Raw genomic sequence first — 14,765 nt, 5'->3', positions numbered from 1 at the left:
CGGCCGCCTCGCACGCGGCGGTCGGCGTCAGCCATCGGCAGCCGCCGCTCGGGGCTGTCGGCTCAGCGTGGGTCGGCGGGGCGCCACCGTCGCCGGACACCCTGCGGCACGATGACGGCGGCCAGCACGATGACGGTCACCGCCAGCAGCCCGGCGGCGGTGAGCAGAGCGGCCCGTTCCCGCGCGGCGGCCCGCCGGGCCTGCTGTGCCACCAGCGCCGGGTCCGTCCGCTCCGCGTCGAGCCCGACCGCCGGTCGTGCGCGTGGCGTCGTGCCGTCCGCCTCGGTGACCGCCCGGTACGGATTGAGCACGCCCGCACCGTAGCCCTCGCCAGGAGCCGAATCGGCGGTCGCGAGGATCCGCCGGGCCACCTCCGCAGCGCTCAGGTCCGGACGGTACTGGCGGACCAGAGCGGCGGTAGCGGCCACGAAGGGTGCGGCGTAACTGGTGCCCTCGGCCCGCTGGTGGCCGCGTCCGGGCGCGGCGATCAGCACGTCGGTGCCGGGTGCGACCAGGTCGACATAGGGGCCGGTCTGGGAGAACCCGGCCCGTGTCCCGTCGGCACCGATCGCGCCGACCCCGATCACCGGCTCGTACGCGGCGGGGTAGGGGCGAGGGTCGCCCTCGCCGTGCAGATTGCCGGCGGCGGCCACCACGACCACGTCCCTGGCCGCCGCGTAGGCGATCGCGGCACGGACCGACGGCCGGTCGGTGTAGAGCACCACGGACAGGTTGATCACGTCGGCGCCGTTGTCGACCGCCCAACGGATCGCCGTGGCGAACTCCTCCGGCGCGACCGTACGCCCCGCTCCCCGGCCGTCCACGACCTGCTGTTCGCTGACCCGGACCGGCAGGATCCGGGCGTTCGGCGCCAGACCGTGGAAGGCGACGCCGTCGTGCGGGGCGGCGGCGATGATGCTGGCCACGCCGGTGCCGTGGCCGACACAGTCCCGGGTGCCGTCACCACCGGGGTCGAGCAGGTCGAGGCCGTCGAGTACCCGACCGGCGAGCTGTGGATGGCGGCGATCCACGCCCGAGTCGACCACGGCGACGGTCACCCCGGACCCGTCGGTCAGCGGCGACAGCCGCGCCGGGGCGTACCGTTCCTGCGGCCAGGGCGTGGTGACCACCGGCCGGGCCGGTGCCGGTGGCGCGGTGCAGTCCGGCGCGGGCCGTGAGGTCGCGGCGGATGCCGGTGTCGCCGGCCCGGCCAGCAGGGCGGCGGCCACCCCCGCGAGGAGCGGACGCGGGACGTTCCGGGACATCGACCGCCTCCGTATCGTGTCGACACCGGAACGGGATGTTAGCGCCCCTCGGCGAAGCGGGCGGACCGGCGACGGCCTGGCATTGTGATCTTGTGGACACCTTGTAGGTTGTAAGCGATACCTATGGCTGTGCCCGGGAGGAGGGGTGGCCGTGACCGACTGGGCGCCGGCCACCGAGGCCGAGGCGGCGATGCGGGACGCGCTGCGCGGCAACGACCAGCAGTTGTACTTCCGCATCCTGTCCCGGGTCGAGCTGCTGTTGCCGATCTCCGTCCAGCCCGTGCCAGGTCAGGTGCCGGCGGGTTGGGGCACCTGGACGACCGGTGGCCGCACGCACGTGTTGGCGTTCACCTCCGCCGAGGCGATGCGGTCCTGCCTCGGTGACCACGCCGGACCCAGCCGACGCTCCGGGTACGCCGAACTGGCCGCCGGTTGGCCCAACCACGAGTGGTGGCTGGCCGTCAATCCCGGCCTGCCGGTCGAGGGCTACCTGCCGGCCTGGTACGTCTCCCAGTTGTCCCGGGGCGACGTCCGGCTGCCCGGGCGCACCGTCGGCGCACGAGCCCGGTTGGAACGGGTGGAGGCCCTGAACCGCGCCCGCGACGCCCGTACGCAGAGCACCCCGCCCGCCCCGGTCGGCACTCCACGGTCATCCGGCACCGGCCCGGGGCGTCCGGCCCCGCCCTCGCCGCAACCGGTGGCCCCGGCGGCTTTCCAGTTGCCCGAGTCACCGGTGGCGGCGCCCGGCACGGTGGCCGGTCCGCATCACCAGCAGCCCGGCGGAGCGTCGCCGGGCCGGCCCGATCCCGGTTGGGGTGCCCCCGCCCCGGACCGCGCCGCCGGTCAGGAGACCCTGGGAAGCCGGCTCAGCGCCGTCGGCGGTGGCCGGGTGGAAGGGCAGGTCGGTCCGCCGCCGAGTCGGCCGATGCCGGCACCCGACGAGGAGCCGACAGCCGCCGGTCCCGGCTGGCCGAGTACGCCGGACCGAGCCGGCCCGCCGACCAACGGCCGGCCCGCCGATCCCGGCCAGGCACCTCGGAAGTCCTTCTTCGAGCCGGCGAACTCCCGCACCGGCCAGCGCGCCGACCGGCTGACCGACCGGGCGACCCCGCCGTCCCGACTGGCGGCCCGTGGTGCGCAGCCGTTCCCCCGGCGCGGAGCGGCCGGCGATCCGTCCGCTGAGGGGAAGACCCGCGCCTTCGACTTCACCGGTGCCGAGTCGGGCGTCCGTCCGGAGTCCGGTGGCGAGCCGACCCAGCAACTGCCGTCACCGGGTGGTGCGGTGCAGGAGCCGACCCGGCCACTGCGGGTGTCCCCGCCGAACGGCTGGACGGCACCGGGTGGTCTCGCCGACGGCGGCGACCCCACCGAGGCGCTGCCTCCTCGCGGGCCGGCGGAGCCCACGGAGGAGTTGTCGGCCGCAGAACCGGTCTCCAGCCCGCCCGCGCCCCGCCGTGGCTTCACCCCGATCGTCATCGAGGGCACCATCATCGAGGCCCGCGACCTCAGCTCGGTCGACGACGCCCCGCCCCGCCCGCACGAGCCCGCCCCTTTCCCGAGCACGGAACGGACAGTGCGCGTCCCCCCGGTCGAGGCCGAGCCGACGGTGCGCGTCCCGGTCCCCGAGTCGGAGCCCACGATGCGGGTCCCGCTGGCAGAGGCGGAGCCGACCGTACGTGTCCCGGTGTCGGAAGCCGAGCCGACCGCGCAGGTTCCGTTGGTGGAGGCGGAGCCGACCACGTGGGTGCCCACGGTCGGGGCCGAGCCGACCGCGCCGGTCCCGACGGTCGAGCCCGAGACGACGGCCTGGGTGCCGACGGTGGAGCCCGAGACGACGGCGTGGGTGCCCACGGTCGAGGCCGAACCGACGGTCGAAGTGCCGTCTGCCGAGGCGGAGCCGACCGCGCCGGTTCCCTTGGTGGAGGCCGAACCGACCGCATGGGTGCCCACGGTGGCGGATCCGACCGGGTGGATCCCGACGATCGGATCCGAGCCGACCGCCGAGGTGCCGACCGCCGGGGCCGAGTCGACCGCTGAGGTCCCGACGGTCGAGCCCGAGACGACGGCGTGGGTGCCGACGGTGGAGCCCGAGACGACGGCGTGGGTGCCGACGGTGGAGCCCGAGACGACGGCGTGGGTGCCGACGGTCGAGGCCGAGCCGACCGCTGAGGTTCCGTCCGTCGGGTCCGAGCCGACCGCCGAGGTCCTGTCGCCGGGTTCCGAGCCGACTGCTGACGTCCCGCTGGTCGGGGCCGAGCAGCAGACCGTCCTGCTTCGGGGAACGACGCCGGAGTCGGCGATCGAGACCGAGGTGATCACTCCGCCGGTGTCGCCCACGTTGCCGCAGCCCGGGAAGGACGGGTCGGGTGACGGGTCCGAGCCGACGGTGCAGAGTACGGCGGCGGCCACCTCGGCCGCCGTACCGGAATCGGCATCCGCCGCCGCACCAACAGCCGCCGCGCCGCAGGCCGTCGGTGCCGACTTCACACCGGCCAACGACGTCGAGGTGAACCTGCTGGAGGCGGCGGAGGCCGGCAGCACCGACACGTTCCTGTCCACGCTGCTGCTGGCCCGGGTCCTCATGCCGGTGGCGGCCGACTGCGTCGCGGGCACCCGGCCGGGCGAACCGGGCTTCGTCTGGCCCACCGTGCAACTGGACGGCCAGACCTTCGTGGTGGCGTACACCTCGCCGCAACGGCTGGCCGACCACACCGACCCGGCCGTCGCCGAGACGCTCCAGGTCCGCTTCGTTCAGCTCATCCGCTGCTGGCCGGACACGTCGTGGTCGTTCGCGGTCAATCCCGGTACGCCGGTGGGGGCCAAGCTGCCCGGTGAGCAGATCGTCGGGTTGGCCAACTGGGCAGCCGAGCTGGGGCTCGGTGACGACCCGGAGCGGGAGACCGAGTCGACGGCCGAGCCGGCCGTGTCGTCCAGCAGCCCACGGGAGGCCGCACCGGTCGTCGACCCGGTGCGGCCGATCGTGATGCAGAAGGCGATCGCACCCAGCCAGCTCGGCTACTACCTGGAGCGTGGCTACGACCGGGTCTCCGGCTTCGTGCACCGGGCCGGTGAGCTGGCCCATCTCGACACCCCGGCGAAGCTGTACGGTGCGCTCGGCCTCAACCACCCCGAGTCGCCCTTCGCGGCCGACGCCGAGCAGATCTACGTGCTGAGGTGGCCGGCGTACCGGCCCAGCCTCTACCGGATCCCGTACGGCGGGCAGAACGAGGCCGCCATGCGGGCGATGGAGGGCTGGGTGATCGAGCGTTCCCCGTTCCGGGGCAACGGCTTCGCCCCCGGCGAGAGTTCCGACGTGGTGGCCGAGTTCAAGGTGGACAGTGTCCGGCTGCCGCACGGTGCCCAACTGCTGCGGATCGGCGCGGACGGCACCGAACGGCTGGTCGCCGTGCTCGACACCGACACGCTCGCCTGGCGTCAGGTCGGTGAGCGGTGATGCGCGACGGCTACGTGGCCCGCTGGCGTGGCCGGGAGTACCAGGCCAGCCCGGACGGCGGCGAGATCCGGCTCTACCGGCCGGAGGCCGCCGACGGTTTCGAGGAGGTCCGCTCCGGCCGCTACGTCCGGGTCGTCCCGACCGCCGAGGTCGAGGAGTTGGCGTACGTCCGGACGACCTGCACCTGGCAGGGACAGCCGTTCATCGTGCTCGCCGTGCACGACGGGTGGCTGCGGGTCGAGTACACCGGTGGTCGGTGGCCGGTCGCCCAGGCCATGCGGCTGGAAGCCTTCGACTTCGGTGTCTACCAGGGCTGGGCACCGGTCGGTGAGGTCACCGACGTCCGCGAACAGCGGATCTGAGCAGCGGTCAGGACTTCGTCCAGCGCAGGATCTCGCCCAGCACCAGCTCCGGCGTCTCCAGGTGCGGGAAGTGCCCGACGTCGTCCAGCAGCCGCCACTCGTACGCCGCGCTGACGTAACGCCCCGACCCCTGCGCGGTACGCGGCAACGAGGCCACGTCCAGCGCGCCGTGCAGTTGCAGGGTGGGCGTGACCAGGGGTCGCTGCATCAGCTTGACGAACCGGTACCCGTGCAGCCGCAGCACGGACCGGAACGCCCACCGGTAACCCTCCAGGGCGCAGAACGCGGCCTGTGGGATGCGCATCGCCTCCCGGTAGCGCTGGGCGTACCCGGCGAACTCCGGGCCGCTCACCCAGCGGGGTCCGCCCCAGCGGCGCAGGATCACCTCCACGGCCCGAGCGTCGTCCCGGGTGAGGACGTGCTCGTAGCGGGGGAGCTGGAACCTCAGCGCGGGCGTGGAGGCGGCGAACTGGCCACGCGGATCGGCGAAGATCGCGGCACGCAGCCGTAGCGGGTGCGGCGCGCCGAGCACGACCAGCCGCCGGACCAGGTTGGGGTGGAACGAGGCCACCGTCCAGGCGATCATCCCGCCGGCACCGGCGCCGACCACGGTCGCCGAGCGTTCGCCGAGCGCACGGATCAGACCGGCCACGTCGGCCGCGAGGGTGTAGCCGTCGTACCCCCGGGGTGGTTTGTCGCTGGCGCCGTAGCCGCGCAGGTCGACGGCGACGGCGCGGAAACCGGCGTCGGCGACCGCCGGCAGCATCTGCTGCCAGGCCCACCAGTGCTCGGGGAAGCCGTGCAGGAAGAGCACCATCGGACCGGTGCCCGCCTCCACGACGTGGAACCGGCTGCCGTTGGCGCCGACGAACCGGTGCGTCCACGGCCCCTCGGTGAGGACGCAGGATTCGTCGATGGCATCGCCACGCTGCTCGGTCATGACCGACAGCCTATGACCCCGCCGCCGCCGGCCCGGGCGGGCCGACCGGACCACCGGCCCGGCAGGGGCGACGCCCCGGGCAGATGGCCTGCCCGGGGCGTCGTCGTGTCAGGTCGGCGGCTCAGGAGAACCGGACCTTGGTGTAGATGCCGTCCTGTTCCAGCACCTTGATCTTGGTGCCGGTGGCCGGGAGCTTGACGCCGTGGTTGGGCAGCTCCGGGAACCAGTACTGCTTGGTGTCGTCGAACAGCGGCTGCGCGGCCTGACCCCGGATGTACTGGGGCTGGCTGTTGAGGTGCAGCGTGAACGAGTCCGCCTTCTTGAGGCTGAACGGCGCGTCGTACACCTGGATCCGGGCCCGCCAGGGCTGTCCGGTCAGGTTGTAGATCGGCCGTGGACGGGAGTCGATGATCAGGTTCCGGCCCTCGCCCGGGTGCGCGAACGTGTCGTTGTCCGACCACCGGGTGTTCCAGTACGAGATCAGCAGACCCTCCTGGTACGCGTAGTGGTCCACGAAGTCCGGCTTGGTGTTGGCGTACCCGAAGAAGTACGGGCCGGTCTTGAGGTACTTGTCGTATGAGATGTACTGCCGCGTACCGGCGATGTAGTAGTTCGGGAAACTGCGGGTGTAGGTCTCCTCGACGACCTCGAACCCGCCGGCCAGCGTCCAGCCGGTGGCACCGTCCTCGGCACCGTCGACGAAGACCGTCTGCCCGTCGGCGGTCAGCGTGATCGCGTCACCGAAGAACCCGCCCTCGGCGACCGCGCCGTCCGTCTGGTAGCGCAGGCGGAACCCGACGCTGTTGCCGGCCACCGAGTCCAGCGGGATCTGAACGTCCACCCACTCGTCGTCGGTGCTGCCGTCCAGCGCGTACCGGCCGGGGGAGATCTCCTTGAACGGCCGGCCGTCGGCGGTGCCGGGCTGCGGCGTCCAGGTCTGCCCACCGTCGGTCGAGGTCTCGAAGAACAGGTAGTCGTAGTCCGCCTCGATGCTGTAGCGGCCCTTCAGCGAGACGCTTGCCGACGACGCCCCACTCAGGTCGAACGTCCTGGTCAGGGTGCTGTTCAGGTCGTCGGCGTTGCCGGAGAAGAACTGCTTGTCGCCCTCGAACGGCGCGCCGTTCTCGAACGTGTACTCCCGTTCGGGCAGCACCACCACGGCGGCCTGGGCCTCCTTGGTGTTGTACTCCTGCGGACCGAGCACCAACGTGCGCTTCTGCCCGGCCACGATCACCTCGTAGTCGAGCCAGCCGAGCTGGAGCTTGTTCCACGCACCGAGGTCACCGCCGCGCTCGCCGATACCGCCGTCGTTCTTGGCGCCGAGGCGGCTCTGGGCCATCAGGGTCCAGTGCTCGTTGTTGTTGTCGCCGCCGCTGATGACGTTGTAGTCGTCCGGCAGGCCGAGGTCGTGAGCGTACTCGTGGTAGAAGACACTGCGACCGCCGTTCTCCGGCTGGATCGTGTAGTCGCCGATCCAGATTCCGGTGTCGCCGATCTGGGTGCCGCCGGCCGGGAAGTTCGGCGGGCCGGTGCGTCCCTGGTCGGAGGCGTACGCGTACCAGCGGTGGCTCCAGATCGCGTCCTCGCCGTAGATCGGGTCGCCGTCGGCCATGTCGCCACCGGCGTGCACGATCTGGAAGTGGTCGATGTAGCCGTCCGGCTCGTTGAAGTCGCCGTCACCGTCGTGGTCGTACCGGTCCCACTGGTCCATCGCCCGCACGTCGGCGGCGATCTCCGCGTCGGTCCGCCCGGCCGCCTTCTGGTCGGCGACCCACTTGTTGGCGGCGTCGCGCACCAGCGCCCACACGTTGTTGCAGACGATCCCGTCGCACGGGTAGCCGCTTGAGCGCCCGTACCGGGCCTGGTTGTAGTTGACCTTCACCCAGTCGGTGACCACACCGTCGACGCTGTAGCGCCCGGAGGACTGGGCCTCGTAGTACTGCTTCACCGACTCGTCGCCGGGGCCGGTGCCGAAGTACAGCTTCCTGAAGTGGTCGGCGTCGTAGTCCGGCTGCCAGACGGTGGAGTTGTCCACCCGGCGGTCCGGCTCCGGGATCTCGTTGTGCATCGGTCCGTCGAACCGCGTCGGGCCGGGGGTGTCGGGGTCGGTGTCCTGGTCGGGGTAGTCCGGGTGTCGCTCGTTGCCGAACTCGGCGAGGATCACGAAGATCCGGTCGGTCTTCTCCCGCGACAGTTCGACGTACTGCTTCTCGGTCGGGCCCTTGCCGCCCTTGGTGGTCTTGGCGTTGCGGCCGGCCTTGCCACCCTTGGTGGCCCGCTCGCCGACCTTGACCACCGTGCTGCCGTTGATCCGCTCCGCCTCGGCCCGACCCGAGAGAACCTCGCTCAGACCCTGCTCGCGCAGGGCGCGGCGCTTGTCCTCCAGCGGGTTCGGCAGGTCGTGTTCGGCGTGGGCGGGCTCCGCGATCGACTGGGCCGACGGCGCCGTGGCAGGCGCGGCGGCGGCGGAAGCGCCGACCGTCAACCCTGTCGCGGTCAGCGAGAGCCCGAGCAGACCCACTGCGACTTTCCGCACGTGGTACCTCCGGATTGAGGGAACCGGCCCGTCGGGGGTTGTGGACCGGTGAAATAGGCCCCTACGGATGGGGCCACTGGTGAACATAGGCACTCGTGGGGCTGCAGGGGAAGGGGTATGCGTCGATTTTGTGGCAGCGAGTTGTTGGCAGGCGTTTTCACTGTCACAGCCCTCGGCGGCGGTCACCCGACGTCCGTGCAGGTCCGGACAGACATCGACGGGTGGCGGTCCGCGTCGGACCGCCACCCGTCGAGTGGTACGCCTATCCGTCAGTCCTCGTCGGACTTGCCCCCGCCCATGCCGGAGGCGATCAGGTCCATCACCGACGAGTCCTGCAACGTGGTGACGTCGCCCAGCGACCGGTTCTCCGCCACGTCCCGCAGCAGCCGGCGCATGATCTTGCCGGAACGGGTCTTCGGCAGCTCCGGCACCAACATGATCTGGCGCGGCTTGGCGATCGGGCCGAGCGTCTTCGCCACATGGGTGCGCAGGTCGGCGATGAGCTGCTCACCGGCCTCACCGGCGGTGTCGATGCTGCCGCGCGGGATCGCGAACGCCACGATCGCCTGACCGGTCGTCGGGTCGGTGGCGCCGACCACCGCCGCCTCCGCCACCGACGGGTGCGACACCAGCGCCGACTCCACCTCCGTGGTGGAGATGTTGTGCCCGGAGACCAGCATGACGTCGTCGACCCGGCCGAGCAGCCAGAGGTGCCCGTCGTCGTCCTTCTTCGCCCCGTCACCGGCGAAGTAGACCCACGGGTCGTCGGCGTTGCCGCTCACCCCCGCGCCGAACCGGGACCAGTACGTCTCGATGAACCGGTTGTCGTCGCCCCAGATGGTGCGCAGCATCGACGGCCACGGCTCCCGCAGCACCAGGTACCCGCCGCCGCCGTTCGGCACCGACTGGCCCTGGTCGTCCACCACGTCCGCGCTGACACCCGGCAGCGGCGTCATCGCCGAACCCGGCTTCGCGGCGGTCACCCCGGGCAGCGGCGAGATCATCATGGCGCCGGTCTCGGTCTGCCACCAGGTGTCCACGATCGGCAGTTCGCCCCGCCCGACGTGCTGCCTGTACCACATCCAGGCCTCGGGGTTGATCGGCTCACCGACGCTGCCGAGCAGGCGGAGCGTGGAGAGGCTGTACTCGGCGGGGATCTCGTCGCCCCACTTCATCATGGTGCGGATCAACGTCGGTGCCGTGTAGAGGATCGTGACGCCGTACTTGTCGACGATCTCCCAGAAGCGGCCCTTGTGCGGGGTGTCCGGGGTGCCCTCGTACATGACCTGGCTGACGCCGTTGGAGAGCGGGCCGTACACGATGTAGGAGTGGCCGGTCACCCAGCCGATGTCCGCCGTGCACCAGTAGACGTCGCTCTCCGGCTTCAGGTCGAAGACCGCGTGCGAGGTGTACGAGGTCTGCGTCAGGTACCCGCCGGTGGTGTGCAGGATGCCCTTCGGGCGGGCCGTGGTGCCGCTGGTGTACAGGATGAACAGCGGGTGCTCGGCGTCGAACGGCTGCGCGGCGTGCTCGGTCGACGCCTGCTCCACCGTCTCGTGCCACCAGTGGTCCCGCTCCGACCAGCCGACCTGCTCGCCGGTACGCCGTACCACCAGCACGTGCTCCACCGACGGACAGTTCGCCACCGCGTCGTCCACGGTCGGCTTGAGCGCCGACGGCTTGCCCCGGCGGTACCCGCCGTCCGCGGTGATCACGACCTTGGCGGTGGCGTCCTGGATCCGGTTGGTCAGCGACTCGGCGGAGAAGCCGCCGAAGACCACGCTGTGCGTCGCGCCGATCCGGGCGCAGGCCAGCATCGCGACCGCCGCCTCCGGGATCATCGGTAGATAGATCGCCACCCGGTCACCGGCGACCACCCCGAGGTCGGTGAGGGCGTTCGCCGCCTGGCACGTCATCCGGTGCAGGTCGGCGTAGGTGATGGTCCGGGTGTCGCCCGGCTCGCCCTCCCAGTGGATCGCCACCTTGTCGCCCCGGCCCGCCTCGACGTGCCGGTCCAGACAGTTGTACGCCACGTTGAGCTGCCCACCCACGAACCACTTCGCGAACGGCGGGGTCGACCAGTCCAGCACCTGGTCCCACTGCTTCGCCCAGGTCAGCCGCCCGGCCTGGCGCTCCCAGAAGGCCAGCCGGTCGTTCTCGGCCTCGACGTACGCGTCCGCGGTGACGTTGGCGGCGGCGGCGAGTTCGGCCGGCGGCGGGAACTGGCGCGTCTCGTTCAGCAGATTGGCCAATGCCTCGCTCATGCGGTGGCTCCTCGTCGCTCGGGGTGACCTGCGTCTCTTCCGGGCAGGTTAGCCGGGGCGGGCGCGCCAGGCGACCGATCTCGTCCGCCCTCGTCGCCCAACGGCCCCTCCCACGCGCCGAGATGTAAGGAAGGGCACCTTATTAACGCCTCGTGCATAGGAAGGGTCCCTTCCTAACACCTGCGGCACGGCGCCGACACACCTGCGGCACCCCGCCGCCACCGACTCGTGCTCGGCGCGGACAGCCGGGTCGATAGCGTGACGGGGTGACCGCCGACCCGCTCGCGCCTCTGCTCGACCTCGCCGACGTCGCCGACGCCGTCGCGCGCGCCCGCGCCCGCTTCGACCAGGCACTCGGCCACCGCGCGCTGCGCCGACACGGCGGCCAGGTCGTGGCCGAGGTCGGCCTGCGGTCCGCGGTGGCCAGCGCCGGCCTGGAAGGCCGGCCCCACGACCGTGAGGCGGTACGCGCCGGCACCGTCACCGAACCGGTCCTCCAGGGCGCCCTGCGCGTCGCCGGTGCGCTCCCCGGGCTGATCGACCTCTGGCCCCGAGCGCCCCGACAGGCCCTCGCGAAGCTGCACGTACTCGCCGCCCGCGACATCGTCGACCAGCCCGACCTGGGCCGCCCGGTCGACGACCCGGTGGTGGCCGCCCGCCTCGACGCCCTGGCCGGGCTGGTGGCCGGCGGCACCAGGGTCACCCCGCTGGTGCTCGCCGCCGTGGTGCACGGGGAACTGCTGAACCTGCGCCCGTTCGCCGGCCCCTCCGGCGTGGTGGCCCGGGGCGCGGCCCGCCTGGTGCTGCTCGCCAGCGGCGTCGACCCGCGCGGCCTGCTGCCGGTCGACGTCGGGCACCAGGAACGCGAGCCGGAGTACGTCGGCGCGGCCGGAGCCTTCGCCACCGGGACACCCGACGGGCTCCGGTCGTGGCTACGCCACTACATGTCCGCCGTCGAGGTGGGCGCCGACCAGCTCACCGCCATCGGCGACGAGGTGCTGGCCGCCGCGTGAGGTGTGCGCGCCGCCCGGCGTCGGCCAGGCCACCTGTCCGTGCGGATCGACCGTCCCGCCGACCCCGTGTGGGAAGAGCTCAGGCGGGAGCGACGATGACCGGGCCGAACCGGCGGGGGAACTGTGGCCGGGATCAGGCCGAGCTGCCGGCGCGGGTCCGGCGGTGCCGGCCGTACCAGGCGATGCCGATCGCCACCCCGACACCCACGCCGAGCGCGGCCGCCGCCACCGGGACGCCCGGCCGCTCCCGCAGCCGCCGACCCAGCGGGATCGGGTGCCGGAACTCCAGCACCGGCCAGGCGTTCTCCACCGCGAGCTTGCGCAACTGCCGGTCCGGGTTGACCACGCTGGGATGCCCCACGCACTCCAACAACGGCCGATCGGTGTACGAGTCGGAGTAGGCGAACGAGTCGGCCAGGTCGTACCCGCGCGCCTCGGCCAGCTCGCTGACCGCCTCGACCTTGCTCGGACCGGCCGCATAGAACTCGACCTCGCCGCTGTACCGCCCGTCCACCACACCCATCCGGGTGGCGATCACGTCGGTGACCCCGAGCAGCGCGCCGATCGGGCGGACCATCTCCTCGCCGGAGGCGGAGACCAGTACCACGTCCCGCCCCGCCGCCTGGTGCTCCTCGATGAGGGCGGCGGCCTCGGCGTACACGTAGGGGTTGATCAGCTCGTGCAGTGTCTCGGCGACGAGCTGGCGGACCTGCTCCACCTGCCACCCCTTGCACAGCGTGGCGAGGTAGTCCCTGGTTCTGGCCATGGTCTGCTCGTCGGTGCCGCCCAGCCGGAACATCAGCTGCGCGTACGCCGACTTGACGACGTCACGCCGAGTGATCAGCCCGTCCCGGTAGAACGGCCGACCGAACGCCAGGGCGCTCGACTTGGCGATGACGGTCTTGTCCAGATCGAAGAAAGCGGCACTTCGGCCCACGGCGCGAAAGTCTAGCCCGATGGTCTATCGTCGGCGGATGCCCGGGGGCCAAGGACCGTGCGGACCTGCGGGTCGGCCTCCCCGCCGCCTGCGAAGGGTGACTGCAGTCACACTCTGCGAAAAGGAATCTGCGGGGAGTGGAGGCTACACCACTCGACGTACACAGGTCCGCTCAGGCAGACTTGTTCGTAGCACGAGTATTCACATCTCGTACAACCGGCAGACTCTCGGCGGTTGCACCCCCCGTGACCGCTGAGCGGGTTCGGCTCGACCCCCCCGGAGCCGAACCTCCGACGACCCCCGTCTCCCCCCCGACGGGGGTCGTCCCTTTCCCGTGGGAACGCTCCGCCCCAGGTCACAGGTCGTCTCCGATCTCATCATCGGCCTCGTCCGGCGCGGTTTCTCCCGTCGGAGGCAGCAGAGAGGCAGCAGGGCCGTCGAAGGCCGCCAGGACCCGGGCGGCGTAGTCGTCCGGAGTGTGGGTGTAGCGGTTGAGCGTGGTCGACGCCTGCTCGTGGCCCATGACCCGCTGCACGAGGTTGATCGGCACGCCGTCGGTGACCAGCCAGGTGGCGTAGGCGTGCCGCAGATCGTGGAACCGCATCCCGCCAGCAGCCTTGGCCGCGACGTAGGCAACGGCTTCCCGCCCGGTGGTGAATTCGGCCGACCACTCGATGCCTTCCCGGTCGGGCCAGACGGCCCGGTACCGATGCGGACCGGTGTCGACGACCTGGCCGAGCAGGCCGGCGCGGACCAGCGAGGGCAGCCAGACCCGACGCCGGAAGTTCGACCGGCGCAGCGGTCGGCCGACCCGGTCCCGGAAGACCAGCGTGCGCGGGTCCAGGTTGTCGGCGGCGGCGTGCAACTGGCGTAGCGCGTCGACGAGGAAGCCGGGCAGCGGCACGGTCCGCACTCCGGCGCGACTCTTCGGGTACGGGCGCAGCACGATCCCGCCGTGCGTCTCCTCGGCGACCTGGACGACGCGCAGCGATGCCCGGTCGAGGTCGACTGACGACCAGGTGAGCCCGGCGCACTCGCCCCAGCGGAGCCCGGCCCCGGCGGCGGTGCAGACGATGGCCCGGTGACGGGGTGGAACGGCCGGCAGCAACTTGCCGAAGAAGTCCTCCCGGCTGATCGTGATCGGCTTGACGTCCCGCGTCCGGTCCCGGGGCAGCTTGACGCCCTCGGCGGGGTTGACCGCGATCAGCCGCGCCTGCACAGCGGTTCGCAGGATCATCGACAGCAGTTGGTAGCACTTGCCCACGGTGGCGGGAGCGAGGTCGCGGCCGAGCCCGGTCACCCACTCCTGCACCGACATGAAGTCGACCTTCCCGAGCGGCCAGTCACCCCACTTGGGCAGGACATGAGCCCGGAGCAGGGACACGGTCCGTTCCGTGGTGCGCGCTTCGACCGAGCGGGTGGCGAGCCACTGCTGAGCGAAGTCACCGACGCGGGTACGGCCGGCATGCGGGTTGACGTAGGTGCCCCGATTGAGGCTGCCTTCCATCTCCACCAGGTAGGCACTGGCCTCCCGCTTCGTGCGGAAACTCTTCGACTTCTGCTGGCCTGCGGGGTCACGCCAGCAGGCGCGGAAGGTACCGGCCGGAGTCTTGCGGACGAAGCCCATCAACGCCCCCGACCGTGCTCGGTGCCGGTGGCGGCGGGTTGCTCGGTGACGCCGTCGAGCCAGGCATGGAACCGGGTACGGGGGATCAGCCAGCGGCCCCCGAGGCGGGTCGCCGGGATGGTGCCGGCGCGTACGAGGGCGTACGTGCTGCCGAGCGAGATGCCCAGCAGCTTGGCGACTTCCCGAACGGTGTAGGTGACCGGCGCGACGACGACCGCCCCGGAACGAGGGACGAGCCGAACGACCGGAGCCGGGGACTGCGTAGATGATTTCGGCTCTGTCTCACATTCGGTGGTGACGGAGGGTGCTGGTCAGCTGAGCAGGATTCGGTGTCGTAGGAGAGCGAAGCCCGCGCGTCCGTACATCT

At 71.8% G+C, this 14,765-nt stretch carries 9 protein-coding genes and 1 pseudogene; 3 read left to right on the top strand and 7 right to left on the bottom strand.

The features are described from left to right. Positions 1–62: 62 nt before the first annotated feature. Positions 63–1,265, bottom strand: coding sequence for a type VII secretion-associated serine protease mycosin (gene mycP / locus ABT008_RS18280; protein ID WP_350697407.1), 1,203 nt, complete (start codon positions 1,263–1,265; stop codon positions 63–65). 151 nt (positions 1,266–1,416) lie between these two features. On the opposite strand from mycP, the gene ABT008_RS18275 reads away from it, so the two are divergent. Next, entirely contained in the window at positions 1,417–4,719 is a 3,303-nt protein-coding gene (locus ABT008_RS18275; protein WP_350697406.1) for an SseB family protein, read from the top strand. Beyond that, positions 4,716–5,081: a UCP033725 family protein gene (locus tag ABT008_RS18270; protein ID WP_350697405.1), complete on the top strand. Its 366-nt coding sequence runs from the start codon at positions 4,716–4,718 to the stop codon at positions 5,079–5,081. The genes ABT008_RS18275 and ABT008_RS18270 overlap by 4 nt, the downstream gene beginning before the upstream one ends. A 7-nt stretch (positions 5,082–5,088) precedes the next feature. Here the strand turns inward: ABT008_RS18270 and ABT008_RS18265 are convergent, their stop codons facing one another. From ABT008_RS18265 to acs, 3 genes are all read right to left on the bottom strand, one after another. Beyond that, positions 5,089–6,021 carry an alpha/beta fold hydrolase gene (locus tag ABT008_RS18265; protein ID WP_350697404.1) on the bottom strand — a complete coding sequence of 311 codons (933 nt, stop codon included), beginning with the start codon at positions 6,019–6,021 and terminating at the stop codon, positions 5,089–5,091. 121 nt (positions 6,022–6,142) lie between these two features. Next, complete coding sequence (locus tag ABT008_RS18260) at positions 6,143–8,542, bottom strand: immune inhibitor A domain-containing protein (protein WP_350697668.1); 2,400 nt, start codon at positions 8,540–8,542, stop codon at positions 6,143–6,145. 284 nt (positions 8,543–8,826) lie between these two features. Beyond that, complete coding sequence (gene acs, locus ABT008_RS18255; RefSeq protein WP_350697403.1) at positions 8,827–10,821, bottom strand: acetate--CoA ligase; 1,995 nt, start codon at positions 10,819–10,821, stop codon at positions 8,827–8,829. A 266-nt stretch (positions 10,822–11,087) separates the two neighbouring features. Here acs and ABT008_RS18250 point away from each other — a divergent pair, with 266 nt between their 5' ends. Further along, a complete protein-coding gene (locus ABT008_RS18250; protein WP_350697402.1) occupies positions 11,088–11,834 on the top strand; it encodes a Fic family protein in 747 nt (248 codons plus the stop codon). A gap of 133 nt (positions 11,835–11,967) precedes the next feature. On the opposite strand, the gene ABT008_RS18245 is transcribed toward ABT008_RS18250, so the two are convergent. The 3 genes and pseudogenes from ABT008_RS18245 to ABT008_RS18235 form a co-directional block, all read right to left on the bottom strand. Next, positions 11,968–12,771, bottom strand: a complete 804-nt coding sequence (locus ABT008_RS18245; protein ID WP_350697401.1) for an HAD family hydrolase — start codon at positions 12,769–12,771, stop codon at positions 11,968–11,970. Between the two features lie 355 nt (positions 12,772–13,126). Next, the gene (locus ABT008_RS18240; RefSeq protein ID WP_350697667.1) at positions 13,127–14,398 is read right to left on the bottom strand and encodes a tyrosine-type recombinase/integrase; all 1,272 of its coding nucleotides are present in this window, start codon (positions 14,396–14,398) and stop codon (positions 13,127–13,129) included. Further along, positions 14,398–14,583: pseudogene (locus ABT008_RS18235) on the bottom strand (helix-turn-helix domain-containing protein); the annotation flags it as partial. The gene ABT008_RS18240 and the pseudogene ABT008_RS18235, both read right to left, overlap by 1 nt. Positions 14,584–14,765: the final 182 nt, after the last annotated feature.

Source organism: Micromonospora sp. NPDC002389 (assembly GCF_040296095.1).
Lineage (GTDB): Bacteria > Actinomycetota > Actinomycetes > Mycobacteriales > Micromonosporaceae > Micromonospora.
The sequence above is the reverse complement of the archived record's forward strand: the minus strand, read 5'-3'. Positions and strand labels throughout refer to the sequence as shown.

What these genes read in the sequence shown, in the direction of transcription:
- mycP (WP_350697407.1), bottom strand. Translation starts at nt 1,265, where the DNA reads ATGTCCCGGAACGTCCCGCGTCCGCTCCTCGCGGGGGTGGCCGCCGCC.
- ABT008_RS18265 (WP_350697404.1), bottom strand. Translation starts at nt 6,021, where the DNA reads ATGACCGAGCAGCGTGGCGATGCCATCGACGAATCCTGCGTCCTCACC.
- acs (WP_350697403.1), bottom strand. Translation starts at nt 10,821, where the DNA reads ATGAGCGAGGCATTGGCCAATCTGCTGAACGAGACGCGCCAGTTCCCG.
- ABT008_RS18240 (WP_350697667.1), bottom strand. Translation starts at nt 14,398, where the DNA reads ATGGGCTTCGTCCGCAAGACTCCGGCCGGTACCTTCCGCGCCTGCTGG.